The 25,220-nt window shown below is 70.8% G+C and carries 24 protein-coding genes; 12 read left to right on the plus strand and 12 right to left on the minus strand.

The window, feature by feature from the left end; genetic code table 11:
* Positions 1-157: 157 nt before the first annotated feature.
* From ACZ418_RS33730 to ACZ418_RS33740, 3 genes are all read right to left on the minus strand, one after another.
* Positions 158-946, minus strand: a complete 789-nt coding sequence (locus tag ACZ418_RS33730) for a class I SAM-dependent methyltransferase (protein ID WP_468370771.1) — start codon at positions 944-946, stop codon at positions 158-160.
* A 422-nt stretch (positions 947-1,368) separates the two neighbouring features.
* The gene (locus ACZ418_RS33735; RefSeq protein ID WP_468370773.1) at positions 1,369-1,893 is read right to left on the minus strand and encodes an EamA/RhaT family transporter; all 525 of its coding nucleotides are present in this window, start codon (positions 1,891-1,893) and stop codon (positions 1,369-1,371) included.
* A 42-nt stretch (positions 1,894-1,935) separates the two neighbouring features.
* A complete protein-coding gene (locus tag ACZ418_RS33740; RefSeq protein ID WP_468371062.1) occupies positions 1,936-2,235 on the minus strand; it encodes a peptidase in 300 nt (99 codons plus the stop codon).
* 197 nt (positions 2,236-2,432) lie between these two features.
* On the opposite strand from ACZ418_RS33740, the gene ACZ418_RS33745 reads away from it, so the two are divergent.
* Entirely contained in the window at positions 2,433-4,538 is a 2,106-nt protein-coding gene (locus tag ACZ418_RS33745; protein ID WP_468370775.1) for a serine/threonine-protein kinase, read from the plus strand.
* A 77-nt stretch (positions 4,539-4,615) separates the two neighbouring features.
* Here the strand turns inward: ACZ418_RS33745 and ilvD are convergent, their stop codons facing one another.
* The 4 genes from ilvD to ACZ418_RS33765 form a co-directional block, all read right to left on the minus strand.
* Positions 4,616-6,469 (minus strand): dihydroxy-acid dehydratase, encoded by a 1,854-nt coding sequence (gene ilvD / locus ACZ418_RS33750; RefSeq protein ID WP_468370777.1) that lies wholly within the window; start codon positions 6,467-6,469, stop codon positions 4,616-4,618.
* Between the two features lie 133 nt (positions 6,470-6,602).
* Entirely contained in the window at positions 6,603-7,214 is a 612-nt protein-coding gene (locus ACZ418_RS33755) for a TetR/AcrR family transcriptional regulator (RefSeq protein WP_468370779.1), read from the minus strand.
* Positions 7,211-8,032 (minus strand): sugar phosphate isomerase/epimerase family protein, encoded by an 822-nt coding sequence (locus tag ACZ418_RS33760; protein WP_468370781.1) that lies wholly within the window; start codon positions 8,030-8,032, stop codon positions 7,211-7,213. Before ACZ418_RS33760 ends, ACZ418_RS33755 begins: the two co-directional genes overlap by 4 nt.
* 143 nt (positions 8,033-8,175) lie before the next feature.
* The gene (locus tag ACZ418_RS33765) at positions 8,176-9,108 is read right to left on the minus strand and encodes a Ppx/GppA family phosphatase (protein ID WP_468370783.1); all 933 of its coding nucleotides are present in this window, start codon (positions 9,106-9,108) and stop codon (positions 8,176-8,178) included.
* A 188-nt stretch (positions 9,109-9,296) separates the two neighbouring features.
* On the opposite strand from ACZ418_RS33765, the gene ACZ418_RS33770 reads away from it, so the two are divergent.
* Complete coding sequence (locus ACZ418_RS33770; protein WP_468371063.1) at positions 9,297-10,049, plus strand: DUF3109 family protein; 753 nt, start codon at positions 9,297-9,299, stop codon at positions 10,047-10,049.
* A 198-nt stretch (positions 10,050-10,247) separates the two neighbouring features.
* Here the strand turns inward: ACZ418_RS33770 and ACZ418_RS33775 are convergent, their stop codons facing one another.
* Positions 10,248-12,056, minus strand: coding sequence for a BACON domain-containing protein (locus ACZ418_RS33775; protein WP_468370785.1), 1,809 nt, complete (start codon positions 12,054-12,056; stop codon positions 10,248-10,250).
* Positions 12,057-12,253: 197 nt separating this feature from the next.
* Between ACZ418_RS33775 and radA the strand changes: the two genes are divergently transcribed.
* The 3 genes from radA to ACZ418_RS33790 all read left to right on the plus strand — a co-directional run bounded on the left by radA (position 12,254) and on the right by ACZ418_RS33790 (position 15,464).
* Positions 12,254-13,663 (plus strand): DNA repair protein RadA, encoded by a 1,410-nt coding sequence (gene radA / locus ACZ418_RS33780; RefSeq protein WP_468370787.1) that lies wholly within the window; start codon positions 12,254-12,256, stop codon positions 13,661-13,663.
* An 81-nt stretch (positions 13,664-13,744) separates the two neighbouring features.
* Positions 13,745-14,869: a DNA integrity scanning diadenylate cyclase DisA gene (disA, locus tag ACZ418_RS33785; RefSeq protein WP_228624253.1), complete on the plus strand. Its 1,125-nt coding sequence runs from the start codon at positions 13,745-13,747 to the stop codon at positions 14,867-14,869.
* Between the two features lie 139 nt (positions 14,870-15,008).
* Positions 15,009-15,464: an RICIN domain-containing protein gene (locus tag ACZ418_RS33790; RefSeq protein WP_468370790.1), complete on the plus strand. Its 456-nt coding sequence runs from the start codon at positions 15,009-15,011 to the stop codon at positions 15,462-15,464.
* Positions 15,465-15,551: 87 nt separating this feature from the next.
* Here ACZ418_RS33790 and ACZ418_RS33795 read toward each other — a convergent pair whose 3' ends face one another.
* On the minus strand, positions 15,552-16,367 hold the full coding sequence (locus ACZ418_RS33795; protein WP_468370792.1) for a hypothetical protein: 816 nt from the start codon (positions 16,365-16,367) through the stop codon (positions 15,552-15,554).
* A 180-nt stretch (positions 16,368-16,547) separates the two neighbouring features.
* Between ACZ418_RS33795 and ACZ418_RS33800 the strand changes: the two genes are divergently transcribed.
* From ACZ418_RS33800 to cseC, 5 genes are all read left to right on the plus strand, one after another.
* A complete protein-coding gene (locus ACZ418_RS33800; RefSeq protein WP_468370794.1) occupies positions 16,548-17,423 on the plus strand; it encodes an HhH-GPD family protein in 876 nt (291 codons plus the stop codon).
* 271 nt (positions 17,424-17,694) lie between these two features.
* Positions 17,695-18,234 (plus strand): SigE family RNA polymerase sigma factor, encoded by a 540-nt coding sequence (locus ACZ418_RS33805; RefSeq protein ID WP_467278459.1) that lies wholly within the window; start codon positions 17,695-17,697, stop codon positions 18,232-18,234.
* On the plus strand, positions 18,222-18,878 hold the full coding sequence (locus tag ACZ418_RS33810) for a hypothetical protein (RefSeq protein ID WP_468370796.1): 657 nt from the start codon (positions 18,222-18,224) through the stop codon (positions 18,876-18,878). The genes ACZ418_RS33805 and ACZ418_RS33810 overlap by 13 nt, the downstream gene beginning before the upstream one ends.
* A gap of 39 nt (positions 18,879-18,917) precedes the next feature.
* Entirely contained in the window at positions 18,918-19,622 is a 705-nt protein-coding gene (cseB, locus tag ACZ418_RS33815; protein WP_468370798.1) for a two-component system response regulator CseB, read from the plus strand.
* Positions 19,623-19,632: 10 nt separating this feature from the next.
* Entirely contained in the window at positions 19,633-20,988 is a 1,356-nt protein-coding gene (gene cseC, locus ACZ418_RS33820) for a two-component system sensor histidine kinase CseC (protein ID WP_468370800.1), read from the plus strand.
* A gap of 77 nt (positions 20,989-21,065) precedes the next feature.
* On the opposite strand, the gene ACZ418_RS33825 is transcribed toward cseC, so the two are convergent.
* From ACZ418_RS33825 to ACZ418_RS33835, 3 genes are all read right to left on the minus strand, one after another.
* The gene (locus ACZ418_RS33825) at positions 21,066-21,512 is read right to left on the minus strand and encodes a VOC family protein (protein WP_468370802.1); all 447 of its coding nucleotides are present in this window, start codon (positions 21,510-21,512) and stop codon (positions 21,066-21,068) included.
* Positions 21,509-22,015 carry a helix-turn-helix transcriptional regulator gene (locus ACZ418_RS33830; protein ID WP_468370804.1) on the minus strand — a complete coding sequence of 169 codons (507 nt, stop codon included), beginning with the start codon at positions 22,013-22,015 and terminating at the stop codon, positions 21,509-21,511. The genes ACZ418_RS33825 and ACZ418_RS33830 overlap by 4 nt, the downstream gene beginning before the upstream one ends.
* Positions 22,016-22,118: 103 nt before the next feature.
* The gene (locus tag ACZ418_RS33835) at positions 22,119-23,699 is read right to left on the minus strand and encodes an MDR family MFS transporter (protein WP_468370806.1); all 1,581 of its coding nucleotides are present in this window, start codon (positions 23,697-23,699) and stop codon (positions 22,119-22,121) included.
* Between the two features lie 125 nt (positions 23,700-23,824).
* Between ACZ418_RS33835 and ACZ418_RS33840 the strand changes: the two genes are divergently transcribed.
* Positions 23,825-24,424: a TetR/AcrR family transcriptional regulator gene (locus ACZ418_RS33840; RefSeq protein ID WP_450986635.1), complete on the plus strand. Its 600-nt coding sequence runs from the start codon at positions 23,825-23,827 to the stop codon at positions 24,422-24,424.
* A 178-nt stretch (positions 24,425-24,602) separates the two neighbouring features.
* Entirely contained in the window at positions 24,603-25,220 is a 618-nt protein-coding gene (locus tag ACZ418_RS33845) for an HAD family acid phosphatase (protein WP_468370808.1), read from the plus strand.

The raw sequence follows: 25,220 nt of genomic DNA on the forward strand, positions 1-25,220 counted from the left end.
CAGACGGGTAGTTCGTCGGGAGAGGGGGGGTGTGTGGGGGTGGCCCGCGGGGGGGGGGGCGGCCGGGAAACACGGGGGGAGGGGGTGGCGGGGACGCCCCCGCCCCCCGCTCCGGGCGACGTCTGCTGATGCTTCTTCGCTGATGCTTCTTCGCTGGTCAGGGTTTGGTGGCGACGAGCAGCAGCACGTCGTAGGTCTCCTCCACCATGCCGTCCGGGAAGGCCTTCAGCAGATGGGCGCGCTCCTCTTCCAGGAAGGCGGTCCTGCGGTCCTCGGGCGTGAGGAGGAACGCCGAGTGGCTGCCGATGTTCGCGAGGTGGGTGTCGATCGTGACGCGGCGGCTCCAGCGGACCTCCCGGCGGCTGAAGCGGAGGCGGCCGCTGGGGTCGGCCAGTTCCGTGCGGCTGCCTTTCCGCTTCTCGGCGGCGATGTCCACACCGAGGAAGCGGCCGACACGGAGGGCTGCCTCGGCGATCCACTCCACGTCCAGGGCGTCGCCGTTCCACCACAGCGCCAGCGCACCGCCCGGCCGCAGCACCCGCAGCGCCTCCGGCACCGAGCGGGCGGTGTCGGTCCAGTGCCAGGCCTGGGCGTAGGTGACGAAGTCCGCGTGGGCGTCGGCGATGGGGAGGGCGTTGCCGTTGCCGCGGACGATCGGGAGATGCGGCAGCACGCGGCGGAACTCGGCGGCCATGCCCTCACCGGGTTCGACGGCGAGCACGTCGGCGCCGCGGGCCTGCAGGAGGGCGGTCCCGATACCGGTACCGGCCCCGACGTCCACGACCCTGGCACCGGACAGCGACCGGCCGGCCAGTTCCTCGATGGCATCGAAGAGGGCGGGCGGGTAGGAGGGGCGGTTCGCGGCGTACTGGGCGGCGGCCGAGTTGAAGGAGTGCGCACGCGTCGCGGGCGAGGGCGGCGGTAGGGGCGGTTGCGTCACGGTCATACGGCCATGGTGAGGGCGGCGGGGACGTGACGTCAGCGGGTTTTCGGGGCCGTCCGACTACGGGGAGCAGGCGTCACCGATGGCCCTTCATCTGCCCACCGCGAGCCACCGTCGCCGGCCCCCTTCCGTCCGCCGGAAGCAACCGCAGAGAGCGGGCGTCACCGGCGACGATCCTGCCGTCCCCCGCAAGCCCCTGCCGCCAGCGCCCCCTTGGGACTACCGCGAGCCCTTAGCGCCAGCGCCCCGGAGACCATGGCGAGCGGCCGTCATCGGCGCCCCCCTCATCTCCCCACCTGGGGCCACCGTCGCCAGCCCCCTCCGACCCTGGAAAGCAACCACAGGGAGCAGACTCACCGACGCCCCTCATCTGTCCCACCGCGAACCCCGACATCAGCCCCCCTGCTGACCGCCGGAGGCCCATGTCACCGGCGGCGCTTCTTCTTCGACGGGTTGCCGGTGCGGCGGGTGGTGCGGCGGGCGTGGTCCTCGCGGGCCTTCTCGTACTCCTCACGGTGCAGCTTCTCGCCCGGGGCCTCGGTGAGGGAGCGGAAGAAGTAGGCGAGGAGGGAGCCGACGAAGCCGATGGCGAGCAGGCCGCGCAGGGAGGCCTGGCGATGCGGGTCGTGGCGCTTGCCGAAGCCCTCAAAGGTGTTGCGGAAGGCGAGCGCGCTGCAGATCGCGAACATGACGGTGATCAGCACGGTGACGAAGGAGCCGGTGTCGGCGATCCGGATGCCCTCGTAGGCGAAGCGGAGGACCAGGCAGGAGGCGACGGCGGCGGCGAGGGAGCCGACGGCGACGCCGGCGCGGCGGGCCGCGTATCCGTTGTCGTGGTTCACCCAGGTGGTGCCGAAGAAGCGGAGGGGCTCGGGGCGGGGCCCGCCGCCCTGGGCCGTACCGTCCGAGGAGCCCGCCGGGGTGTCCGGGGTGCCGGTTTCGTCGCTCACGGAACGATTATGGCGCCGGGTGGGGGCGGGCTCCCGAGGGGGTCAGGCGCAGCGCGGGGCGATGTAGCCGTCGCTGCCAGTCAGGACGTAGGCGTCGGACACGTACTCGCCGCTGTCGATGTTGTCCCAGATGTTCGACGTGCCGTAGGGCCCCGTCACGGTGGTGCCCGGGGTCTGGCAGAAGATCGGTACGCGGATCCCCTCGGTGAGGACCCGGACGATGCTGTAGTTGGTGCCGGGGCCGCTGCGGACGTTCAGGCGGACACCCGGGGCGACCGGGTACGTGTGGACGCCCGATTCCTTGGTGAAAGACTCGCTCTCGCCGCCGCTCGCGGCTTCCATGTTCTCGACAGACATGACAGACCTCCCCCGCTCGGCCCCACGACTGTGCTGGGGCCCGTTGCTTCCCTCGAATCGCGTTCCGAAACACGCGTGTGCGTAACTCGCGCGCGAAGGCTAGCAAGCCGCCTCTGTCTCGCACGAGTCATCGACTAGGCTCCGTGCGTCGCGCGCGCGGACGAACAGCACGGGGGTGGTCCATGACGCCACAGCGCAGCACCGGAGCGGGCGCGGAAGCGGAACTTCCCGAGTACGCCGGTCACTACCGCCTGGAGTCCTGTCTGGGGTCCGGGGGCATGGGCGTGGTGCATCTGGCCCGCAGTACCTCTGGACTGAGGCTCGCCGTGAAGGTCGTACACGCCGAGTTCGCGAAAGACCGCGAGTTCAGAGGCCGTTTCCGGCAGGAGGTGGCTGCGGCCCGGAGGGTGAGCGGCGCCTTCACCGCGCCTGTCGTCGATGCCGACCCGGAGGCCGAACGGCCCTGGATGGCCACGCTGTTCATTCCCGGTCCGACTCTCTCGGAGTATGTGAAGCGGAACGGGCCGATGCCGGCGGCCCAGTTGCGGCGGCTCATGGCCGGTCTCGCCGAGGCGTTGCGCGACATCCATCGGGTGGGGGTCGTGCACCGGGATCTCAAGCCGAGCAATGTGCTGCTGGCCGAGGACGGGCCGAAGGTCATCGACTTCGGTATCTCCCGGCCGAAGGACAGTGAACTGCGCACGGAGACCGGCAAGTTGATCGGCACGCCGCCGTTCATGGCACCGGAGCAGTTCCGCCGGCCCCGGGAAGTGGGGCCTGCGGCGGACATCTTCGCCCTCGGGTCGGTGATGGTGCACGCGGCGACCGGGCGGGGGCCGTTCGACTCCGACAGCCCCTATGTCGTCGCGTACCAGGTGGTGCACGACGAGCCGGATCTGACCGGGGTGCCGGAGAGCCTCGCCCCGCTGGTGCTGCGGTGTCTCGCCAAGGAGCCCGAGGACCGGCCCACTCCCGACGAGCTGATGCGTGAGCTGCGGTCGGTGGCGGCCTCCTACGACACGCAGGCGTTCATACCGGCGCAGCGCACCGGGGACGACGCGCCGACGCGCGAACCCTCCGGCGCCGAACCGGTGCCCGGCTCCCGCCGGCGCTTCCGCAAGCACGCGGCTCTCGGTGTCGGGGCGCTCGTCCTTGCCCTTGCCCTGGGCGGTGTGCTCACCGCGCTGCTGCGCGCCGGCGACGACGGTGGTCCCGTGGCCAAGGAGAGCGGCGCCCCCACCACCGCTGCCGGATTCGCCGCATGGCGCGCCAAGCCCATCGGGAAGGGCTCGGGGATGCCTCAATGTGTCCACGGGGCCGGGAGGTTGCTCTGTTTCCGTTCCGGCCTGGCGTTCGCCCTCGATCCCGCGAACGGCTCCCTCCTGTGGCGGCGGCCGGTCGCCGCGGAACGGACGAGCGATGCTCCCGCCCTCTCGGGCGGCCTCCTGTTGCTGCCCACGGACGGCGGCCGGCGAGTCGTGGCGCTCGATCCCGCCTCGGGCAGGCCGCGTTGGCGACGTGCCATGCCCGCGAACACGGGGATACGGTTCACCGGGTCCATGCTCCTGGTCACCGGCGCGGACGGGGCGGTCACCGGGGTGGCCGGGGCATCGGGAGAGACCAAGTGGCATCGCCGGGTGTCCGGGAGCACCGCCCCTCTTGTGGTCTCTTACGACGGCGACCCACTGGCCTATGCGACGAGCGCCTCGCCGCAAGGGGCGGACACGCTGGTCACCGCCCTGGACCCGCGCACCGGTGCGGTGCGGTGGGAAGCGCGGCTGAAGGGCCTGCTGCGGCCCGTCGGCAGCCAGGGCCATTCCCTGTTCCTGCTGTCCCTCGACCCCGTCTCGGGGGACGCGAAGGCTGTCGTCCGGTACACACCGGCCGTGAAGGCCGTGCGCCGCGTTGCGCTGTCCGTCCCGCTCACGGCACCCCACGCCGACGTACGCGGCAATGTCGTGCATCTGCTGGCGACCGGCGGGTCGCTGTACGCGGTCGACCTCGGCACGGGCAGGCGGCTGTGGCACACCGAAACGTCCGTGAGCCGCGGTTCGGTGCCGATCGCCGCCGCCGACCACGTCTACTTCACCGCTCCCGACGGGCGCCTGCTCGCTGTCGACGCACGCGACGGAAGCCTGGTGGGACAGACACCGCCGCGGCTCGGTACGAACACGGGTGAGGTCTCCGCCGCCCTGCCCAGCCCGCTGCTCATCGGCACGCACGTCTACGCCGCCTCCCCCGACGGAACCGTCTTCGCCGTGGACGGACGCGCCCCGAAGGCCTGGTGACAGAACGCGACCCGAAGGCCTGGTGACACGCCAAGGGGCCGCCCCCGCGCGGGAGGCGGCCCCTGTCGGGTGGCTGCTCAGCCGAGCCTGGTCACGTCCCGCACCGCGCCCTTGTCGGCGCTGGTGGCCATCGCGGCGTAGGCCCGCAGTGCCGCGGAGACCTTGCGGTCGCGGTTCTTCGGGGCGTAGACGCCGTTCAGGGACTCCTCGCGGCGGGCGAGTTCGGCCTCGTCGACCAGGAGCTCGATGGTGCGGTTCGGGATGTCGATGCGGATGCGGTCGCCGTCCTGGACGAGGGCGATGGTGCCGCCGGAGGCCGCCTCGGGGGAGGCGTGGCCGATGGACAGGCCCGAGGTGCCGCCGGAGAAGCGGCCGTCGGTGATCAGGGCGCAGGTCTTGCCCAGGCCGCGGCCCTTCAGATACGAGGTCGGGTAGAGCATCTCCTGCATGCCGGGGCCGCCCCTGGGGCCCTCGTAGCGGATGACGACGACGTCGCCGTCCTTGACCTCGTGGGTGAGGATGCGCTGGACGGCCTCCTCCTGGGACTCGCAGACGACCGCCGGGCCCTCGAAGGTCCAGATCGACTCGTCCACGCCGGCCGTCTTCACCACGCAGCCGTCGACCGCCAGATTGCCCTTGAGGACCGCGAGGCCGCCGTCCTTGGAGTAGGCGTGCTCGACGGAGCGGATGCAGCCGCCCTCCGCGTCCTCGTCCAGCGCCTCCCAGCGCTCGGACTGGGAGAAGGCCTCGGCGGAGCGGACGCAGCCCGGTGCCGCGTGCCACAGTTCCACCGCCTCCGGGGAGGGGCTGCCGCCGCGGACGTCCCAGGTCTTCAGCCAGTCGGCCAGGGACGGGCTGTGGACGGCGTGGACGTCCTCGTTGAGGAGGCCCGCCCGGTGGAGTTCGCCCAGCAGGGCCGGGATGCCGCCGGCGCGGTGCACGTCCTCCATGTAGTACGTGCGGTTCTTCGCCACGTTCGGCGCCACCTTCGCCAGGCACGGCACCCGGCGGGAGACGGCGTCGATCTGCTCCAGGCCGAAGGGGACGCCGGCTTCCTGGGCGGCGGCCAGCAGATGCAGGATTGTGTTGGTGGAGCCGCCCATCGCGATGTCCAGGGCCATGGCGTTCTCGAAGGCCTGGAAGGTGGCGATGTTCAGCGGGAGGACCGTGTCGTCGTCCTGCTCGTAGTAGCGGCGGGTGAGGTCCATGACCGTGCGGGCGGCGTCGACGTAGAGCTGCTTGCGCGCGGTGTGGGTGGCGAGGACCGAGCCGTTGCCGGGCAGCGAGAGGCCGATGGCCTCGGTCAGGCAGTTCATCGAGTTGGCGGTGAACATGCCGGAACAGCTGCCGCAGGTCGGGCAGGCGTTCTCCTCGATACGGAGGATGTCCTCGTCGGAGATCTTGTCGTTGACGGCGTCGGAGATCGCGTCGACCAGGTCGAGCGTGCGGACCGTGCCGTCGACCAGGGTGGCGCGGCCGGACTCCATCGGGCCGCCGGAGACGAAGACCGTCGGGATGTTCAGGCGCAGGGCTGCCAGCAGCATGCCCGGGGTGATCTTGTCGCAGTTGGAGATGCAGACCAGGGCGTCGGCGCAGTGGGCCTCGACCATGTACTCCACCGAGTCCGCGATCAGGTCACGGGAGGGGAGGGAGTAGAGCATGCCGCCGTGGCCCATGGCGATGCCGTCGTCCACGGCGATCGTGTTGAACTCGCGCGGGATGCCGCCCGCCTCCTTGATCGCCTCGCTGACGATCCGGCCGACCGGCTGGAGGTGGGTGTGGCCCGGCACGAACTCGGTGAAGGAGTTCGCGACGGCGATGACCGGCTTCCGGCCGATGTCCGCACCGGGTACACCGGAGGCGCGCATAAGGGCGCGGGCGCCCGCCATGTTGCGGCCGTGGGTGACTGTGCGGGACCTCAGCTCGGGCATCGTCGCTCGCTCCTTCGAAGATCTGCCAGACAGTTCTGGTTGTCTCCGAGCGTACGCCGGTGCTCCAAACGCTGGACGCGACTGTCCGGAATGCGGGACGCCCATCTCGCCGGTACGGACCCCGGCGGCCGGCTCAGGTGCTGGTCAGATGGTGCTGTACGACCGGTGCCACGCGCGCGATGATCTGCTCGAGGTCGGCGGAGGCCAGCGGCTCCAGCTTGACGACGTACCGCATCATCGCCGTACCCACCAGCTGTGCGGCGGCCAGCTCGGCGCGCAGTTCGGCGTCCGGCAGGTCCACCTGGGCGGCGACGCGGCGCAGCAGCTGGGAGGCGATGAGCCGGCGGAAGACGGCGGCGGCGGTCTCGTTGTTCAGGGCGGACCGGAGGATCGCCAGGAGCGGCGCACGGGTCGTGGGGTTCTCCCAGACACCGAAGACGAAACGGGTCAGCCGCTCCCCCACCCCTTCCACGGGACCGGCGGCCAGCGCCTCGGGGGCGTTCAGCGCCGGCGCGAAGGCGACCGCGATCGCCGCCTCGAAGACCTGCTCCTTGGTGCCGAAGTAGTGGTGGACCAGCGCGGAGTCGACACCGGCCGCCTTGGCGATCCCGCGCACGGACGTCTTCTCGTAGCCGCGCTCGGAGAACTCCTCACGAGCGGCGGAGAGGATGCGGTCGCGGGTGCCGGCGGATTCCGTGCGCGGCGGCCTGCCTCTTCTGCGGGTGGGCTGCTTGTCGTCGTTCATCGCCGAGGCACCCGTACCGCCGACGCCAGGTGCTTGCGGGTGAAGGCCAGGGCCTCGGCGAGGTCGGCCTCGCGCTCGGCGCTGGACATCGCCCGCCGGGTGTTGACCTCGATGACGACATGGCCGTCGAACCCGGACAGGGTCAGGTGCTCCAGCAGCTCGGCGCAGGGCTGGGTGCCGCGGCCCGGCACCATGTGCTCGTCCTTGGCCGAGCCCCGGCCGTCGGCGAGGTGGACATGGCCGAGGCGGTCGCCCATGCGGCCGACCATCTCCAGGGCGTCCGTACGGGCCGTCGCCGTGTGGCTGAGGTCGATCGTGAAGTGCCGGTAGTCGTGCTGGGTGACGTCCCAGTCGGGGGCGTAGGCGAGCATCTCGCGGTCGCGGTAGCGCCATGGGTACATGTTCTCGACGGCGAAGCGTACGTCCGTCTCGTCCGCCATCCGCCAGATCCCGTCGACGAAGTCGCGCGCGTACTGCCGCTGCCAGCGGAAGGGCGGGTGTACGACGACGGTGGAGGCACCCAGTTTCTCGGCGGCCGCCCGGGCCCGCTGGAGCTTGACCCAGGGGTCCGTCGACCAGACCCGCTGGGTGATCAGCAGGCAGGGGGCGTGGACGGCCAGGATCGGAATGCCGTGGTAGTCCGACAGCCGGCGCAGCGCCTCGATGTCCTGGCTGACCGGGTCGGTCCACACCATGACCTCGACGCCGTCGTAGCCGAGGCGCGCGGCGATCTCGAAGGCGGTCGCGGTGGACTCCGGATACACGGAGGCCGTCGACAGCGCGATACGCACGTCCGTTGGTTCAGCCACGTCCGTCACCTTACGGCGTCGAGTGGTGCCGGTGTTGGGTGCTCATTCGCCGTTGTGACTTTCACCATTTGCGCGAGTGCGGGTGTGTGGCCGCTTCTCACGCCCAGGCGGCGGAGCCGCACATCGATACAGCCCGCGCCCCTTTCGGGGCGCTAAGCGCTCCCCATGTGATCAAGGCGCCGGAGGATCACGCCTTCCCGCAGAGCCCACGGGCAGATCTCCAGGTTCTCGACCCCGAACAGGTCCATCGCGCCCTCCGCCACCAGGGCGCCCGCCAGGAGCTGGCCGGCTCGGCCGTCGGAGACGCCGGGCAGCTCGGCGCGCTGCTCCACCGTCATGCCGGCCAGGCGCGGGACCCAGGCCTCCAGGGACTCTCGCTTGAGTTCGCGCTGGACGTAGAGGCCCTCGGCGCTGCGGGCCGCGCCGGCGATGCGGGCGAGCTGCTTGAAGGTCTTGGACGTGGCGACCACGTGGTCGGGGGCGCCGAAGCGGCTGAATTCGCCGACCGTGCGGGCGATCTCGGTACGGACGTGGCGGCGCAGGGCACGCACGGCCTCGGGGGCGGGCGGGTCGCCGGGCAGCCAGCCCGCGGTGAGCCGGCCGGCGCCGAGCGGCAGGGAGGCGGCGGCGTCCGGCTCCTCGTCTATGCCGTAGGCGATCTCCAGGGAGCCGCCGCCGATGTCCAGCACCAGCAGCTTCCCGGCGGACCAGCCGAACCAGCGGCGGACGGCGAGGAAGGTGAGGCGGGCCTCCTCCGCACCGGTGAGTACCTGGAGCCGTACGCCCGTCTCGTCCTCCACGCGCGCGAGGACCTCGTCGGCGTTGGTGGCCTCCCGCACGGCGGAGGTCGCGAACGGCAGCAGGTCCTCGACGCCCTTGTCCTCGGCGGCCTGGAGCGCGTCCTGTACGACTTCGACCAGCTTGTGGATGCCGTCGTCGTCGATGGCACCGCTGTCGTCGAGCAGTTGGGCGAGCCGAAGTTCGGCCTTGTGCGAATGCGCGGGCAGCGGGCGCGCGCCGGGGTGGGCGTCCACCACCAGCAGATGCACCGTGTTCGAACCCACGTCCAGGACACCGAGTCTCATATACGGAACGCTACTGCCAGATCGCCCGCCGACGGTCCCCGGAGCGGTCCTCGGCCACTTACCCTGGACAGGTGCCAAAGACGAAAAAGGCGAAGGACCACAAATCCTCCAAGGGATCGAAGGATTCTGCGCAGGCGAAGGCGTCGTCCGTGACCAAGAAGTCGAAGCAGGCCGAGCAGGCTCCGCAGATGAGCGACGAGAAGGGGCTCGACTTCGCGCGCGCCTGGGTGGAGTTTCCCGATCCTGCGGACGACGAGCAGGTCTTCCGCTGTGATCTGACATGGCTGACCTCTCGCTGGAACTGCATCTTCGGCAGCGGCTGCCAGGGCATCCAGGCGGGCCGCGCGGACGACGGGTGCTGCTCGCTGGGCGCGCACTTCTCGGACGAGGACGACGAGAAGCGGGTCGCCGGGCATGTGGCCCGGCTCACGCCGGAGATCTGGCAGCACCACGACGAGGGCACGCGCAACGGCTGGGTGTCCAAGGACGAGGAGGGCTCCCGCCAGACGCGCCCCTACGAGGGCTCCTGCATCTTCCAGAACCGGCCCGGCTTCGCGGGCGGCGCGGGCTGCTCGCTGCACATCCTCGCACTGCGGGAGGGCCGGGAGCCGCTGGAGACCAAGCCGGACGTGTGCTGGCAGCTGCCGATCCGGCGGACCTACGACTGGATCGACCGCCCCGACGACACACGGGTCCTGCAGATCTCCATCGGTGAGTACGACCGCCGGGGCTGGGGTCCGGGCGGCCACGACCTGCACTGGTGGTGCACCTCGGCGACCTCCGCACACGGCGCGGGCGAGCCGGTCTACGTCTCCTACCGGGCCGAGCTGACCGAGCTGATGGGCAAGGCCGGGTACGACCGCCTGGCCGAGCTCTGCGAACAGCGTCTGGCGTCCCAGCTGCCCCTGGTCGCCCCCCACCCCGCCGACCCGGCCCCGTAACCTCCGCCGCCGTGATGGGCGGATCCGTTCCACCGATGGGCGGATCCGTTCCACCCTCCCACCCCTCCGCCCAGCACAGCGCCGCCTGACCTGCGACGTCTCGCCCGGCCCGGGTACGGCCCAGCCAAACCCCGGAACAGATCTGCCGATCCCACCCTCGCGCTCGCCACCGCCCGCTCCCCTCCCGGCCGGCCCGCGCTATCCCCCGGACGGACTCGGTGCATCGCTGCCGGATGGTGGCTGTGTCTGGGGCGACGTCGGTGGCGGGGAATCCGGTGGGGTCGGGTCCGGTGACGTGGGGGGCTCGGTGGTCGGGGGCGGGGTGGAAGGGGGGTCTGTGGGTGGGGTGGTCGGCGGGGGTGTGGTGGGGGCCGCTGTTGTGGGGGGAGGGGTCGGGCCGTGGGTGGGGGCCGTGCCGTAGCCGTCGATCGTGACCACCGCGCCCGCCGGGGAGATCGCCACCTGTGCCCGCCAGTGGCCGGAGGGCTCGCGGAGGTGGTCGACGTACACCTTGATCGTCAACGTGTCGCCGGCGTTCAGGGTTCCCGTGGACTGGCTCGGATACAGCCAGGGCGCTGTCGTGGACGCGGACCAGTGGACCGGGGAGGAGCCGGACGCGGTGAGGGTGATCAGGGTGGTGTCGCCGTCGTTCGCGGCGCTGACCGCGAGGTGCCCGGCGCCCTTCGTGCCCGCTCCGGTCACGCTGAGGACCTCCACGGAGACGTCCGCCTTGCCGTCCTTGCCGAGGCGGACGCCGGGCTTCACGCTCGCGTTCCCGGCGTTCTCGTAGCCGCCGGCCGAGTCGCTGCCGAGGGCGTCGGGGCCGTGGGCCTCGCGCGCGGTGGCGGAGGGGCCGCCGCCCTCCCCGTCGCCCGTCGGCGCGCCCCGGTAGGCGGCCCACAGGGCCAGAACGGGCGCGGCCAGCACCGTGGCGACGACCGTCGTCGTCACCGCACGCGCGCGTAGCCGGTCGCGGCGGGCCGCGCGGTCCTTGGGGTCCATGGGGAAGCCGCGCCGGTCGAAGCGGGGTGCCGCCGCTCCACGCGCGCGTGGATGGTGCGCCAGGGCGATGTGCAGGGCGGCCCTTGGTGCCTCCAGGACGGGCAGTTCGGCGGGGGTGACCGTGGCTCCGGGCCAGTGGCCGGGCACGGCGCGCTCGGCGGTACGGCGGCAGCGCGGGCAGTCGTCGACGTGCCGGACCAGCTCGCGGCGCAGCGCCGTGCTGAGGACCAGCCCGCTGTCCCCCGTGAGGTGGGCCACGCTCGGACAGCCGCCGGTCTCGACCACGGCGAGGGCCGCGCGGGTGCGCTCGACCTCGCAGGCGGCGGAGGCGAGCAGCTCGCGCGCGGCCGCCGGTTCCATGCCGAGGACGGCGGCGACCTCGTGCGCGGCCAGGCCGTGGCGGACGGCCAGCTCCAGGGCCTCGCGCTGCTCGGGGGTCGTACCGGCCGCCTCCGGCCACGCCAGCAGGGCCAGTTCGCGGCGCCGCTGTTCCTGGACCTCCGGGGCGACGGGCGGTTCGGGCACCTGGCTCCGGGTCGCCGGGCGGCCCGCCGCATGCGTGGCCTGACGTTTCTGCTTGGCCTCGGCCAGCTTGCGCAGGCACGCCCAGCGGGCCAGCGCGTACAGCCAGGCCCTGTGGTCGGCGGCCTCGGGCACGCGGTGTGCGCGCCGCTCGGCCAGCGCGAGGACGTCGCCGAGGGCGGCGGTGGCCGCGTCGTGGTCGCACAGCACCGACAGACAGTAGGTGAACAGCCCGTCCAGGTACGGTTCGTAGCGCGGCGGCGGCCACTGGGCGAGGGTGCGCGCGGCGGCGCGGTCGCGCCCCTCTCGCGCATCGCGGGCCTCTCGGGCACCGCGACCCTCTCCTGCACCGCGACCCTCTGAGGCATCGCGGCCTTCCGGTGCCTCGCGAGCTTCGCGTGCCCCTCGTGCTTCACGCGCCTCGCCGCGCGACCGGTGCGCGCCGGTGGTGCGGGTGGTGGTCTCCGGACTGCTGCTCATCACCCGTGCGACCGTAGGCGGCGCCGGACTGCCCCTTCTCGAAGCTTGAGCACTTTTAATTCATACGGGTGAAACGATCCCTCATAAGGGGACAGGAACCCTTTGTTCCATGGCTCGAAGCCGACGGGTGGTGGCCGATACCGGTTCACCCACACACGCCCCGGGGATCCGTTGTCAGTGCCGCGGGCTACGGTTTCCGCATGGCTGCCCGTACCAGGACCACCAAGGACCGCCCGTCCTACCGCTGCACCGAGTGCGGCTGGCAGACGGCCAAGTGGCTCGGCCGCTGCCCCGAGTGCCAGGCGTGGGGCACGATCGAGGAGTACGGCGCGCCCGCGGTCCGTACGACGTCCCCGGGCCGTGTGACGACGTCCGCGCTGCCCATCGGTCAGGTGGACGGGCGGCAGGCCACCGCGCGGACCACCGGCGTACCGGAGCTGGACCGGGTGCTGGGTGGCGGCCTGGTGCCCGGCGCGGTCGTGCTGCTCGCGGGCGAGCCCGGCGTCGGCAAGTCCACGCTGCTGCTGGACGTGGCCGCCAAGTCCGCGAGTGCCGAGCACCGCACCCTCTATGTGACCGGCGAGGAGTCGGCGAGCCAGGTGCGGCTGCGCGCGGACCGCATCGGCGCCCTCCATGACGAGCTGTATCTGGCCGCCGAGACCGATCTGTCCGCCGTCCTCGGCCACTTGGACGAGGTCAAGCCGTCCCTGCTGATCCTGGACTCGGTGCAGACAGTCGCCTCCCCGGAGATCGAGGGCGCGCCCGGTGGCATGGCCCAGGTGAGGGAGGTCGCGGGCGCGCTCATCCGCGCCTCCAAGGAGCGCGGGATGTCCACGCTCCTCGTGGGCCACGTCACGAAGGACGGCGCGATCGCGGGACCGCGCCTCCTGGAACACCTCGTGGACGTCGTCCTGCACTTCGAGGGTGACCGGCACGCGCGCCTGCGCCTGGTGCGCGGCGTGAAGAACCGCTACGGCGCCACGGACGAGGTCGGCTGCTTCGAACTGCACGACGAGGGCATTACGGGACTTGCCGACCCAAGCGGACTTTTCCTCACCCGTCGTGACGAACCGGTCCCCGGCACCTGCCTGACGGTCACCCTGGAGGGGCGCCGCCCGCTGGTGGCCGAGGTGCAGGCGCTGACCGTGGACTCCCAGATCCCCTCCCCACGGCGTACGACCTCGGGTCTGGAGACCTCGCGCGTGTCGATGATGCTGGCCGTCCTGGAGCAGCGCGGCCGGATCAGCGCGCTCGGCAAGCGGGACATCTACTCCGCGACGGTCGGCGGAGTGAAGCTGTCGGAGCCGGCCGCCGACCTCGCCATCGCCCTCGCGCTCGCCTCCGCCGCCAGCGACACTCCGCTGCCGAAGAACCTGGTCGCGATCGGCGAGGTGGGCCTCGCGGGCGAGGTGAGACGGGTCACGGGCGTGCAGCGCAGGCTCACCGAGGCGCACCGGCTGGGCTTCACGCACGCGCTGGTGCCGACCGATCCGGGCAAGGTGCCGCCCGGCATGAAGGTCCTGGAAGTCGCCGACATGGGGGACGCGCTTCGGGTGCTGCCGCGCTCCCGTCGCCGAGAGGCCCCACGGGAGGCGGAGGACCGCCGGTAGACTTTGCCCTGGTCTCGCCCGTCCGTACGAACCGAGTGCGGGTCACGGGGGCGCGTCAGAACCTGCGACCGGAGGAGTGCAGTGGCAGCCAACGACCGGGCAGCAGCTCCCGGAAAGATCGGTGGGAGTGCCGGTTCCGATGGCCTGATGCGCGCCTCGCTGAGCGCCGTGGCTCCTGGTACGGCCCTGCGGGACGGGCTCGAGCGCGTGCTGCGCGGCAACACCGGCGGACTCATCGTCCTCGGTTCCGACAAGACGGTCGAGGCGATGTGCACGGGCGGGTTCGTCCTGGACGTGGAGTTCACCGCCACCCGGCTGCGGGAGCTGTGCAAGCTGGACGGCGGCATCGTGCTGTCCTCGGACCTGTCGAAGATCCTGCGCGCGGGCGTGCAGCTGGTGCCGGACCCGACGATCCCCACGGAGGAGACGGGCACCCGGCACCGTACGGCGGACCGGGTCAGCAAGCAGGTCGGCTTCCCCGTGGTCTCCGTCTCCCAGTCCATGCGCCTGATCGCCCTCTACGTCGACGGTCAGCGGCGCGTCCTGGAGGACTCGGCGGCGATCCTCTCCCGCGCGAACCAGGCGCTGGCCACGCTGGAGCGGTACAAGCTGCGGCTGGACGAGGTGGCCGGCACCCTCTCGGCGCTGGAGATCGAGGACCTGGTGACGGTGCGGGACGTGTCCGCCGTCGCGCAGCGCCTGGAGATGGTCCGGCGCATCGCCACCGAAATCGCCGAGTATGTGGTCGAACTGGGCACGGACGGTCGTCTTCTCGCACTCCAGCTGGAGGAGTTGATCGCGGGGGTCGAGCCCGACCGTGAGCTGGTCGTCCGGGACTATGTCCCCGAGCCGACCGCCAAGCGCTCCCGCACGGTCGAGGACGCCCTCTCCGAGCTGGACGCGCTGACCCACGCCGAGCTGATCGAACTCGGCACGGTGGCGCGGGCGCTGGGCTACACGGGTTCGCCGGAGACCCTCGACTCCGCGGTGTCCCCGCGGGGCTTCCGGCTGCTGGCCAAGGTTCCGCGGCTGCCGGGCGCGATCATCGACCGGCTGGTGGAGCACTTCGGCGGCCTGCAGAAGCTGCTCGCCGCGAGTGTGGACGACCTGCAGACCGTGGACGGTGTGGGCGAGGCCCGGGCGAGGAGCGTACGGGAGGGCCTGTCACGCCTGGCCGAGTCGTCCATTCTGGAGCGGTACGTCTGAGTTCGGGCCGTGCGCCCCAACTCCCGTACGAATTCCCCCCAGTTGATCCAAATCACCTTGCCTGCGGCGATCATGCCGGGGTAGCGTGACCCCGACCAAAATGTTCGATTTCTAATTCGAACTGTTAGGGGGAAATCATATGAAGAAGCGTCTCATGGGCACGTTCGTCGCCGCAGCAGTTCTCGCCCCGGCGCTGACCCTTGCGGGCACGGGACAGGCGTTCGCCGCCGGCAACTCCGTGACCTGGAGGAACAACTACAACGGCAAGTATCTGACGTACCTCAACTACCGGGTCCGTACGATCAACGCAGACCCCGCCCAGAGCCCGCCCCTGTGGTGGACCGAGTACAAGCAGTCCGACGGCAGCTACGTCATGAAGCACAAGATGTCCGGGAAGTGCCTGGACAGCAACCGAAACGGTGACGTGTACCTTCTCGACTGCAACGGTGGCGACTACCAGAAGTGGTACGAGAGCCACGACTCCTCCGGCTGGCGACTGAAGGACAAGGCCACCGGGCGCGTCCTCGAGGCGTTGACCACCGGGGAGATTCGAACCGCGGCCGACGAGGGCTACCCGGTCCAGCGCTGGAGCTGAACCACAGTTCGGGACGACCCCCGGCCTCGACGAGGCCGGGGGTCGTCCCCTTTACCGACCGTCTTGGAGAGCCCGCAGAGGCCCGGCTCAGTCGGCCGACAGCACGAAGGACGCCTGCACCTTCCCGAACCCGGGTGCCTTCGCCTCCAGCAGATACGTGCCCGCCTTCGCCGAGCCCGCGGAGGGCGTCGCACACCGGGGCGCGCTCGGCTTCCGGTCCCACTTCACGGTGTACGTGATGCTCTGCCCCGCCGGCACCCGGAACACCAGGCTCCCCGCACCCCGGGGACAGTCCGCCGACGACCAGAACGCGTCGCTCCCGTCCGCCGGCGTGATGGTCAACACCGCGTTCTCCGGCCCGAGATCGACCTTGCAGTCGGCGGACGAAGCGTTCTTCGCGGTGAGTTCGAAGGTCGGCGTCTGGTCCGGCGAGTAGGAGTTGTGCAGGCTCCGCAGGCTCAACGCCACGGCGGAGGATGTGCAGTTGGGGAGTGTGGAGGACGCCGGGAGCGTGTCGCCCGTAGCGACGTTGCCGCCGCCGGAGCCCGAACCCGAGCCACCGGCTGAGCCGTCACCGGACCCCGAGGAGCCGCCGGAGCCGGTGTCCGAACCGTTGGCGCCGCCCGAATCGGAACCGCTCCCACCGGAGCCGCCGCCCGAGTCGTCGCGCCCGCCCGGATGTTGGCTGATCGCGGGCCCGGACGAGGACGGCCCCGGCGTGATGGTGTGCGCGGGATTCTTGCCGTTGGACCCGTCGGCGTTCTTCTTGCCGCCCCCGCCGCCGGCCGTGACGATCCACATGATCAGCAGCGCCAACAGGGCGAACACCGACAGCAGTACGACCCTCCTTCGCCAGTAGATGGAGGAGGGAAGCGGCCCGACCGGATTGCGCAGAGATCCCACGGCGCAAACTGTACGAGAGATCGCCGTGCATGCTTGCCCCACCCGCCGCACGAGCGCCAACTTTTCCGGATCATCATTCCGGCAACTGTCGCAACGTCCAAGGTCCTTCAGCCTTCGCCACGCTCGGTGACCGTGCCGTCACCCGTCCTGCACGCCGAGCCGTGGCAGGATCGGAAGGCCATGACTGAGAAGCTGCACACCCCCGTGATCGCCTGGTTCGACGCCCACGCCCGCGACCTCCCCTGGCGCCGCCCGGAGGCGGGCCCGTGGGGTGTGATGGTCAGCGAGTTCATGCTCCAGCAGACCCCGGTCAACCGGGTGCTGCCCGTCTACGAGGAGTGGGTGTCCCGCTGGCCGCGCCCCGCCGACCTCGCGAAGGAGGCGCCCGGCGAGGCGGTGCGCGCCTGGGGCCGGCTCGGCTACCCGCGCCGGGCGCTCAGGCTGCACGGCGCCGCGGCCGCCATAACGGAACGGCACGGCGGCGACGTACCGACGGATCACGCGCAGCTGCTGGCGCTGCCCGGTATCGGCGAGTACACGGCCGCCGCCGTGGCCTCGTTCGCTTACGGGCAGCGGCATGCGGTGCTGGACACGAATGTGCGCCGGGTCCTCGCACGGGCGGTGACGGGGGTGCAGTACCCGCCGAACGCGACCACGGCCGCCGAGCGCAGGCTCGCCCGTGAGCTGCTGCCCGAGGACGAGAGGACGGCCGCGCGCTGGGCCGCCGCCTCGATGGAGCTGGGCGCGCTGGTGTGCACGGCGAAGAACGAGGGGTGCGGGCGCTGCCCGATCGCCGCGCAGTGCGCCTGGCGGCTGGCCGGGAAGCCGGAGCACGAGGGGCCGCCGCGCCGCGGGCAGACGTACGCCGGTACGGACCGGCAGGTGCGCGGCAAGCTGCTGGCGGTGCTGCGGGAGGCGCATGCGCCGGTGCCGCAGGCGGCTTTGGACCGGGTGTGGCACGAGCCGGTGCAGCGCGCCCGCGCGCTCGACGGGCTCGTCGCGGACGGTCTGGTGGAGCCGCTGCCGGGCGGTCTGTATCGGCTGCCGCTGAGCTGACGGACAGCCAAGTCACAGCCGGCGGACCTCCGTTACGGACCGATCCGGCCGACAAAGGCCCCGATAAAGGGACATAACAGCTTCCTCCCTTACCCCGCTCCTACGGCTGTTACACAACTGACGGATAGCCGATTGCTAGCCGCAGGCTGGTTCGGACAGCGCCGTGACAACCACTCCCTAACTTCTTTTCCGTGCCCGGCAGACCACCGGACACGGAAACGCAGGACTTCAGGCATGAGCCGAAGTGAACGGGGAACGGAGGCGGTTGATCATGGCGCACGGCGAGGTGCTCGAGTTCGAGGAGTACGTCCGCACCAGGCAGGACGCGCTGCTGCGCAGCGCACGCCGACTGGTCCCGGACCCGGTCGACGCCCAGGACCTGCTGCAGACGGCGCTGGTGCGGACGTACGGCCGCTGGGAGGGCATCGCCGACAAGCGCCTCGCCGACGCCTATCTGCGCCGGGTCATGATCAACACCCGTACGGAGTGGTGGCGGGCGCGCAAGCTGGAGGAGGTCCCGACCGAGCAGCTGCCGGACGCGTCCGTGGACGACTCCACCGAGCAGCACGCCGACCGGGCCCTGCTGATGGACGTCATGAAAGTGCTCGCACCGAAGCAGCGCAGTGTTGTAGTACTGCGACACTGGGAGCAGATGTCCACAGAGGAGACGGCCGCGGCACTCGGCATGTCGGCCGGTACGGTCAAGAGCACGCTGCACCGGGCGCTCGCCCGGCTCCGCGAGGAGCTGGAGGCCCGCGATCTGGACGCACGCGCGCTGGAGCGTGAGGAGCGGGAGCGTTGCGCGGCCTGACCGGGGCCGGACCCGACGGGGTCCGAGGCAGTTCACAGGCGGTGATCGCGGTGGGGGCCGCGCTCGCCGCCATCGCCCTTTTCGTCGCCGCGTGCGGCACGGGGGGCACCGGCACCCGGGACGAGGGCCCGGCACACGCGTCGGCGGCCGCGGGAGCCGTCGCCTCTCCCAGCCCCAGCCCGAGCCCGGCCAGCCGCTACCGGCGAGTGGATGCGGTCTCCCTGCTCGAGAAGGACCCGGCGGTCTCCCCGGCGGTGAAGCGGGAGCTGAAGCCGTGCAGCGGCGACGGCTACCCGGTCGAGGCCACCTACGGCGACCTGACCGGCGGGTCCGTCAACGACGTCCTGGTGAACGTGTGGGGCTGCGGTGACTGGGTGGGCATCGGCACCTATGTGTACCGGGACGTCGGGGGCACGTACAAGAATGTGTTCAAGGCGGAGGACTCGCCGGTCGTCTCGGAGATCGACGGCACCGACCTGACCGTGACCAAGCAGGTGTACGACACGGACGACCAGGTGTCGAACCCGTCCCGGGAAACCGTGATCACGTACAGGTGGAAGGCGGGCCGGTTCACCGAGCGGTACCGGCACGACACCTACTACAGCAGAAGCGGCGGCGACGCGGCGGCTCCGACGGACAACTGACCCCCCACACACGCACACACGAGGACTGAGAGCACCGGGATGGCAGACCAGACCCACGTCCTGTTCGTCGAGGACGACGACGTCATCCGCGAGGCCACCCAGCTCGCCCTCGAGCGGGACGGCTTCGCGGTCACCGCCATGCCCGACGGCCTGTCGGGCCTGGAGGCGTTCCGGGCGAACCGCCCCGACATCGCGCTGCTGGACGTGATGGTCCCCGGTCTGGACGGGGTCAGCCTGTGCCGTCGTATCCGGGACGAGTCGACCGTGCCGGTGATCATGCTGTCGGCGCGCGCCGACTCCATCGACGTCGTCCTCGGCCTGGAGGCGGGCGCCGACGACTATGTGACCAAGCCGTTCGACGGCGCCGTGCTGGTCGCGCGGATCCGGGCGGTGCTGCGCCGCTTCGGGCACGCCGGCGGTGGCGACCGGACGGAGGCGGCCGAGGACACCGTGACCGGTGGCGTGCTGACCTTCGGGGACCTGGAGATCGACACCGAGGGCATGGAGGTGCGCCGGGCCGGGCAGCCGGTCGCGCTCACCCCGACCGAGATGCGGCTGCTGCTGGAGTTCTCCTCGGCGCCGGGGACCGTGCTCTCCCGTGACAAGCTGCTGGAGCGGGTCTGGGACTACGGCTGGGGCGGGGACACCCGGGTCGTCGACGTGCATGTGCAGCGGCTGCGCCAGAAGATCGGCCAGGACCGGATCGAGACGGTCCGCGGCTTCGGCTACAAGCTGAAGGCCTGAGCGGGGCGGCATGCGGGGGATCCTTCAGCACCCGGTCCGGCGCATGGAGCGCGTCGGCCTGCACACCGGGCTCAGATGGAAGCTCAGCGCGGCGATCGCGCTGGTGGCCGGCCTGGTGGCGATCGCACTCAGCCTGGTCGTGCACAACGCGGCCATGGTCTCGATGCTGGACAACGCACGCGACCTTGCCACCCAGCGCGTCCAGTACGCACAGCGCAACTACGAGCTGAGCCAGCGGCCGAACTTCCCCAACATCAAGGTCGACGACCCCGAGCTGCCGCAGTCGATGCGCGAGAAGGCGGAGCAGGGCAGGAAGGCCAGCGACGTCATCATCCACGACGGGGTGCCGGACATCTGGGCGGCCATGCCGGCCAAGGACGGGCATGTGCTGTCCCTGCACACCCATATGCCGGACCGCTCCACCGATGTGATGAAGGACCTCGACCAGGCCCTGGTCATCGGCTCCATCGCCGTCGTGTTCGGCGGCAGCGCGCTCGGCGTGCTGATCGGCGGGCAGCTGTCCGGGCGGCTGCGCAAGGCGGCCGCCGCCGCGAACCAGGTCGCCAGGGGCGAGACCGACGTCCGGGTGCGGGAGGCCATCGGCGGGGTCGTACGGGACGAGACCGACGATCTGGCGCGCGCGGTGGACGCCATGGCGGACGCGCTGCAGCAGCGTCTGGAGGCCGAACGGCGGGTCACCGCCGACATCGCGCACGAGCTGCGCACCCCCGTGACGGGCCTGCTCACGGCCGCCGAACTGCTGCCCCCCGGCCGCCCCACGGAACTGGTCCTGGACCGGGCGAAGGCGATGCGCACGCTCGTCGAGGACGTCCTGGAGGTGGCCCGCCTGGACGGCGCCTCGGAGCGGGCGGAACTGCAGGACATCATGCTCGGCGAGTTTGTCACCCGGCGCGTGGCCGCCAAGGACCCGGACATCGAGGTACGGGTGGTGCACGAGTCGGAGGTCACCACCGACCCGCGCCGCCTGGAGCGAGTCCTGTTCAACCTCCTCGCCAACGCCGCCCGGCACGGCAGACCGCCGATCGAGGTGACCGTCGAGGGCCGGGTCATCCGGGTCCGCGACCACGGTCCCGGCTTCCCCGAGGAACTGCTCGCCGAAGGACCGAGCCGCTTCCGCACGGGCAGCAAGGACCGCGCCGGTACGGGCCACGGCCTGGGCCTGACCATCGCGGCAGGCCAGGCCCGCGTCCTGGGCGCCCGCCTCACCTTCCGCAACGTACGGGCCGCGGGCACCCCTGCCGACCTCCCGGCGGAGGGCGCGGTGGCGGTGCTGTGGCTGCCGGAGCACGCGCCGACCGCCACGGGCAGCTACCCAACGCTGCCGTTGCCGGGGGGCGCGGGCTGAGCGCCCCGTAGGGGGCCGGGGCTGTGTCCGATCCCTGCCCCGCACCGCCGGCCTCGCCGCGATCGGCCATGAGGCGCTCAACAGGCCCAGTCCCGCTCCAGATCCAGCCCGCCCTCTCCCCGCTGCGTGAAGGAGAACCAGTTGCCGGAGTCATCGCGGAAGAGCGCCTCCGTGCCGTACGGCCGCTCCTGCGGTTCCTGCAGGAACTCCACCCCGCGGTCCTTGAGCTTCTTGTAGTCGCCGTGGATGTCATCGGTCGCCAGCACCCCCGCGCCGAGCGCCCCCTTGGCGATGAGCTTCCGCATCATCTCGGCGGACTCGGGGTCCATCGCGGGCGGCCCCGGCACCATGAGCGTCAGCTCCACGTCGGGCTGACCGGGGGCACCGACGGTGAGCCAGCGCATGCCGCCCTCCCCCATGGTCATGTCCGTACGGACCTCAAGGCCCAGCTTCTGGGTGTAGAACTCCTTGGCCCGGTCCTGGTCCAGGACCCAGACGGTGGTGATGGCAAGCCCCTTGATCATGGATCTGCTCTCCTGTCGGCGGTGCTGACGGCGCTGGCGGTGCCGTCCGCCGCGGCGGACAGCCCTTCGTCACCGTAGGCAGGGCCGGCCCCGGAGCGCTTCTCCGATCTTGCGGTGCTGAATCCGCCAGCCCACAGCATGGCGTAGCACCCGGGTATGAGAGAGGCCCCGCGCCCCACGTGCCGCGCGCGGTACTCGCTCGGGGTGAGCCCGGTGCGGGCCTTGAAGCGGGCGGAGAACGTGCCGAGGCTGCTGAAGCCGACCAGGGTGCAGATCTCGGTCACGGTGAGGTTGGCACAGCGCAGCATCTCCTCGGCCCGCTCGATCCGGCGGTGGGTCAGATACTGGCCCGGCGTCTCGCCGTAGACCTCCTTGAAGGCGCGCAGGAAGTGATACCGCGAGTACCCGGCGCAGGCCGCCACGGCGTCCAGATCGAGGCCGGGGTCCGCCCAGTCCCGGTCCATGGCGTCCTTGGCCAGACGCAGCCGCCGTACCTTGTCCATGCGGTCGATGGTGACACGGGGCACTGACAGCGGCGCCGACCAGCAAAAGAAGAAGGCCCCCCGGGGCGGACACCAGCCGGGGGGTCTTCGGTTCAGCTGCGGCTCAGACCGCCTCGACGACCTGCACCGCAGTCACGTCCTCGCCGCTGTCCGCCGAAGGCTTCCCGCTCTTGAGCGGGACCTCCTTCACGAACAGCGCCGCGATCAGCACGATCACCGCGATCGCGGCGCCCAGCAGGAACGCCGAGTGCGTACCGGCGGAGACCGCGTGCTGGTACGCGTCCTTGACCGGGGCCGGCAGCATCTTCAGGTGCTTCGCGTCCAGTTGCGCGGACTTCTCGGTGACGCCCTTGCCCAGCGCACCGGCCCGCTCGGCCATCACGTGCTTGACCCGGTCGTTGAACAGCGCGCCCATGATGGCCACGCCGAAGGAGGAGCCGAGCGTACGGAACAGGGTCGTGGACGAGGACGCGACGCCCATGTCCTTCATCTCCACGCTGTTCTGCGCCACCAGCATGGTGATCTGCATCAGGCAGCCCATGCCCAGACCCAGCACGGCCATGTAGATGCCGGAGGTCAGCCGGGTCGTCCCCGTGTCCATCAGCGACAGCAGATACAGCCCGGCGATCATCAGCGCACCGCCGACGATCGGGAAGATCTTGTAGCGGCCGCTGTTGGTGGTGACCCGGCCCGCGACCATCGAGGTCACGAGCATCGCGCCGAGCATCGGCAGGAGCAGCAGACCGGAGTTGGTGGCGGAGGCGCCCTGCACCGCCTGCTGGTAGAGCGGCAGGTAGAGCGTGGCGCCGAACATCACGAAGCCGGTGATGAAGCCGATGACGGACATCAGGGTGAAGTTCCGGCTGCGGAACATGTGCAGCGGTACGACCGGTTCGACGGCCTTGGTCTGCCACCAGACGAACCCGATCAGCGCGACGACACCGATGCTGGTCAGTTCCATGATCCGCGCGGAGGTCCAGGCGTACTCGGTGCCGCCCCAGGTGGTGACCAGCACGATCGAGGTGATGCCGACGGTCAGCAGCGCGACACCCTGGTAGTCGATGCGCGCCCGCGCCCGCTTCTTGGGCAGGTGCAGTACGGCGCTGACCAGGGCCAGGGCCACGACGCCGAGCGGCAAGTTGATGTAGAAGGACCAGCGCCAGCCCCAGTTGTCGGTGATGGTGCCGCCGACCAGCGGGCCGCCGATCATCGCCAGCGCCATGACGCCGGCCATCATGCCGGTGTACTTGCCGCGCTCCCGCGGCGGGATCAGATCGCCGATGATCGCCATGACGCCGACCATCAGACCGCCGGCGCCCAGGCCCTGGACGGCCCGGAAGCCGATGAGTTCGCCCATGTTCTGGGCCATGCCGCTGAGCGCCGAGCCGATCAGGAAGATCACGATCGAGGTGAGGAACGAGCCCTTGCGGCCGTACATGTCACCGAGCTTCCCCCAGATCGGGGTGGAGGCCGCGGTGGCCAGGGTGTAGCCGGTGACCACCCAGGACAGGTGCTCCAGGCCACCCAGATCGCCCACGATCGTCGGCATCGCCGTACCGACGATCATGTTGTCGAGCATCGCGAGCATCATCGCGATCATGAGTGCGAGCAGGACCACCCGCACACTCTTGGGCTGTTTGCCCTCCGGTTTGCCTTCCATGACGCTTTCGACCGTGTCCGCCATCTCTTCCCATTCCCCCTACGGCGGCCACTTACTTGCCGCCCGGCTAGTTCACTACACTGGGGAAAGTAGACCTGTCACTAGCCGGGCGTCAAGTAAGTTTCCGCGGAAGCGCGAGGAGTACGAGGATGGGCGTCACCATGGACGGCACCAAGCAGCAGCGCCGCGGCAACACCCGCCAGCGCATCCAGGACGTCGCGCTCGAACTCTTCGCGGAGCAGGGCTACGAGAAGACCTCCCTGCGCGAGATCGCCGAGCGTCTCGACGTCACGAAGGCGGCCCTGTACTACCACTTCAAGACGAAGGAAGAGATCATCGTCAGCCTCTTCGAGGATCTGACGAAACCGATCGAGGACCTGATCGAGTGGGGCCGCAGCCAGCCGCACACCCTGGAGACCAAGCAGGAGGTGGTACGGCGCTACAGCCGGGTGCTGGCCGACGCCGAACCGCTCTTCCGCTTCATGCACGACAACCAGGGCACGGTCCGGGACCTGCGCATCGGTGACAGCTTCAAGGACCGGATGCGCGATCTGCGGGACATCCTCATCGACCCGAAGGCCGAGCTCGTCGACCAGGTGCGCTCGGTCAGCGCGATGTTCACCCTGCACGCGGGGATGTTCCTGATGCAGGACCTCGAAGGCGACTTCGAGAAGAAGCGCACGGCGGTCCTCGAAGTCGCCCTGGACCTGATCGGCCAGGCGCACGAACACGCCCGGCAGCAGGACTGACTCATGCCGGTGGGGCCGGACCGGGCGATGTGCCGGCCGGTCTTGAGAGCGTGAATGTGACGCACACCTCTGGCCACCTACCGTTCAGTAACCCTACGGTTCCCCTCACGCCACCCTCACCACAGATCATGCACCTGCCATCTCCGGCACGCGTACGGACGTGAGAGGACCCCCACCGATGACCAGTCGCCCCTGGGCGCGCCGTATATCCGCAACCGCCGTCTCCGTGGCCGCCCTGGCCGCGATGGCCGCCCCGGCCCACGCGGCGGACGCCACGGCAACCGCGAGCAGCTCCACCGGCAAGGTCGACTACGCCACCTGGCAGAAGGACTGCCAGGCCGTGATGGACCAGGCCCTGCCGTACCTGAAGGAGCGGATCGCCGACGCCGAGCCGGGCGAGAAGCAGGCGATCGTCTTCGACATCGACAACACCACGCTGGAGACCGACTTCGGCTTCAGCTACCCGCAGCCGGCCAACAAGCCCGTCCTGAACGTCGCGAAGTACGCCCAGGAGCACGGCGTCTCCCTGTTCTTCGTCACGGCCCGCCCGGGCATCATCTACCTGCCCACCGAGTACAACCTCGAATACGACGGCTACGACGTCTCCGGCCTCTACGTGCGCGGCCTGTTCGACCTGTTCAAGGATGTCGCCGCCTACAAGACCGCCCAGCGCGTCGACATCGAGAACAAGGGCTACACGATCATCGCGAACATCGGCAACAGCGCCACCGACCTTTCCGGCGGCCACGCCGAGAAGACCTTCAAACTGCCGGACTACAACGGACAGTTGTCGTAA

This window comes from Streptomyces sp. NPDC030820 (assembly GCF_055572075.1).

Bases quoted from the DNA above. Each gene is read 5' to 3' on its own strand.
- ACZ418_RS33755 (WP_468370779.1), bottom strand. From the start codon at position 7,214: ATGAACGACGACAAGCAGCCCACCCGCAGAAGAGGCAGGCCGCCGCGC.
- ACZ418_RS33745 (WP_468370775.1), top strand. From the start codon at position 2,433: ATGACGCCACAGCGCAGCACCGGAGCGGGCGCGGAAGCGGAACTTCCC.
- ACZ418_RS33840 (WP_450986635.1), top strand. From the start codon at position 23,825: ATGGGCGTCACCATGGACGGCACCAAGCAGCAGCGCCGCGGCAACACC.
- ilvD (WP_468370777.1), bottom strand. From the start codon at position 6,469: ATGCCCGAGCTGAGGTCCCGCACAGTCACCCACGGCCGCAACATGGCG.
- ACZ418_RS33800 (WP_468370794.1), top strand. From the start codon at position 16,548: ATGACTGAGAAGCTGCACACCCCCGTGATCGCCTGGTTCGACGCCCAC.
- radA (WP_468370787.1), top strand. From the start codon at position 12,254: ATGGCTGCCCGTACCAGGACCACCAAGGACCGCCCGTCCTACCGCTGC.
- ACZ418_RS33845 (WP_468370808.1), top strand. From the start codon at position 24,603: ATGACCAGTCGCCCCTGGGCGCGCCGTATATCCGCAACCGCCGTCTCC.
- ACZ418_RS33805 (WP_467278459.1), top strand. From the start codon at position 17,695: ATGGCGCACGGCGAGGTGCTCGAGTTCGAGGAGTACGTCCGCACCAGG.
- ACZ418_RS33830 (WP_468370804.1), bottom strand. From the start codon at position 22,015: ATGGACAAGGTACGGCGGCTGCGTCTGGCCAAGGACGCCATGGACCGG.
- ACZ418_RS33740 (WP_468371062.1), bottom strand. From the start codon at position 2,235: ATGGAAGCCGCGAGCGGCGGCGAGAGCGAGTCTTTCACCAAGGAATCG.
- ACZ418_RS33765 (WP_468370783.1), bottom strand. From the start codon at position 9,108: ATGAGACTCGGTGTCCTGGACGTGGGTTCGAACACGGTGCATCTGCTG.
- ACZ418_RS33730 (WP_468370771.1), bottom strand. From the start codon at position 946: ATGACCGTGACGCAACCGCCCCTACCGCCGCCCTCGCCCGCGACGCGT.
- ACZ418_RS33790 (WP_468370790.1), top strand. From the start codon at position 15,009: ATGAAGAAGCGTCTCATGGGCACGTTCGTCGCCGCAGCAGTTCTCGCC.
- cseB (WP_468370798.1), top strand. From the start codon at position 18,918: ATGGCAGACCAGACCCACGTCCTGTTCGTCGAGGACGACGACGTCATC.
- cseC (WP_468370800.1), top strand. From the start codon at position 19,633: ATGCGGGGGATCCTTCAGCACCCGGTCCGGCGCATGGAGCGCGTCGGC.
- ACZ418_RS33835 (WP_468370806.1), bottom strand. From the start codon at position 23,699: ATGGCGGACACGGTCGAAAGCGTCATGGAAGGCAAACCGGAGGGCAAA.
- ACZ418_RS33770 (WP_468371063.1), top strand. From the start codon at position 9,297: ATGAGCGACGAGAAGGGGCTCGACTTCGCGCGCGCCTGGGTGGAGTTT.
- ACZ418_RS33825 (WP_468370802.1), bottom strand. From the start codon at position 21,512: ATGATCAAGGGGCTTGCCATCACCACCGTCTGGGTCCTGGACCAGGAC.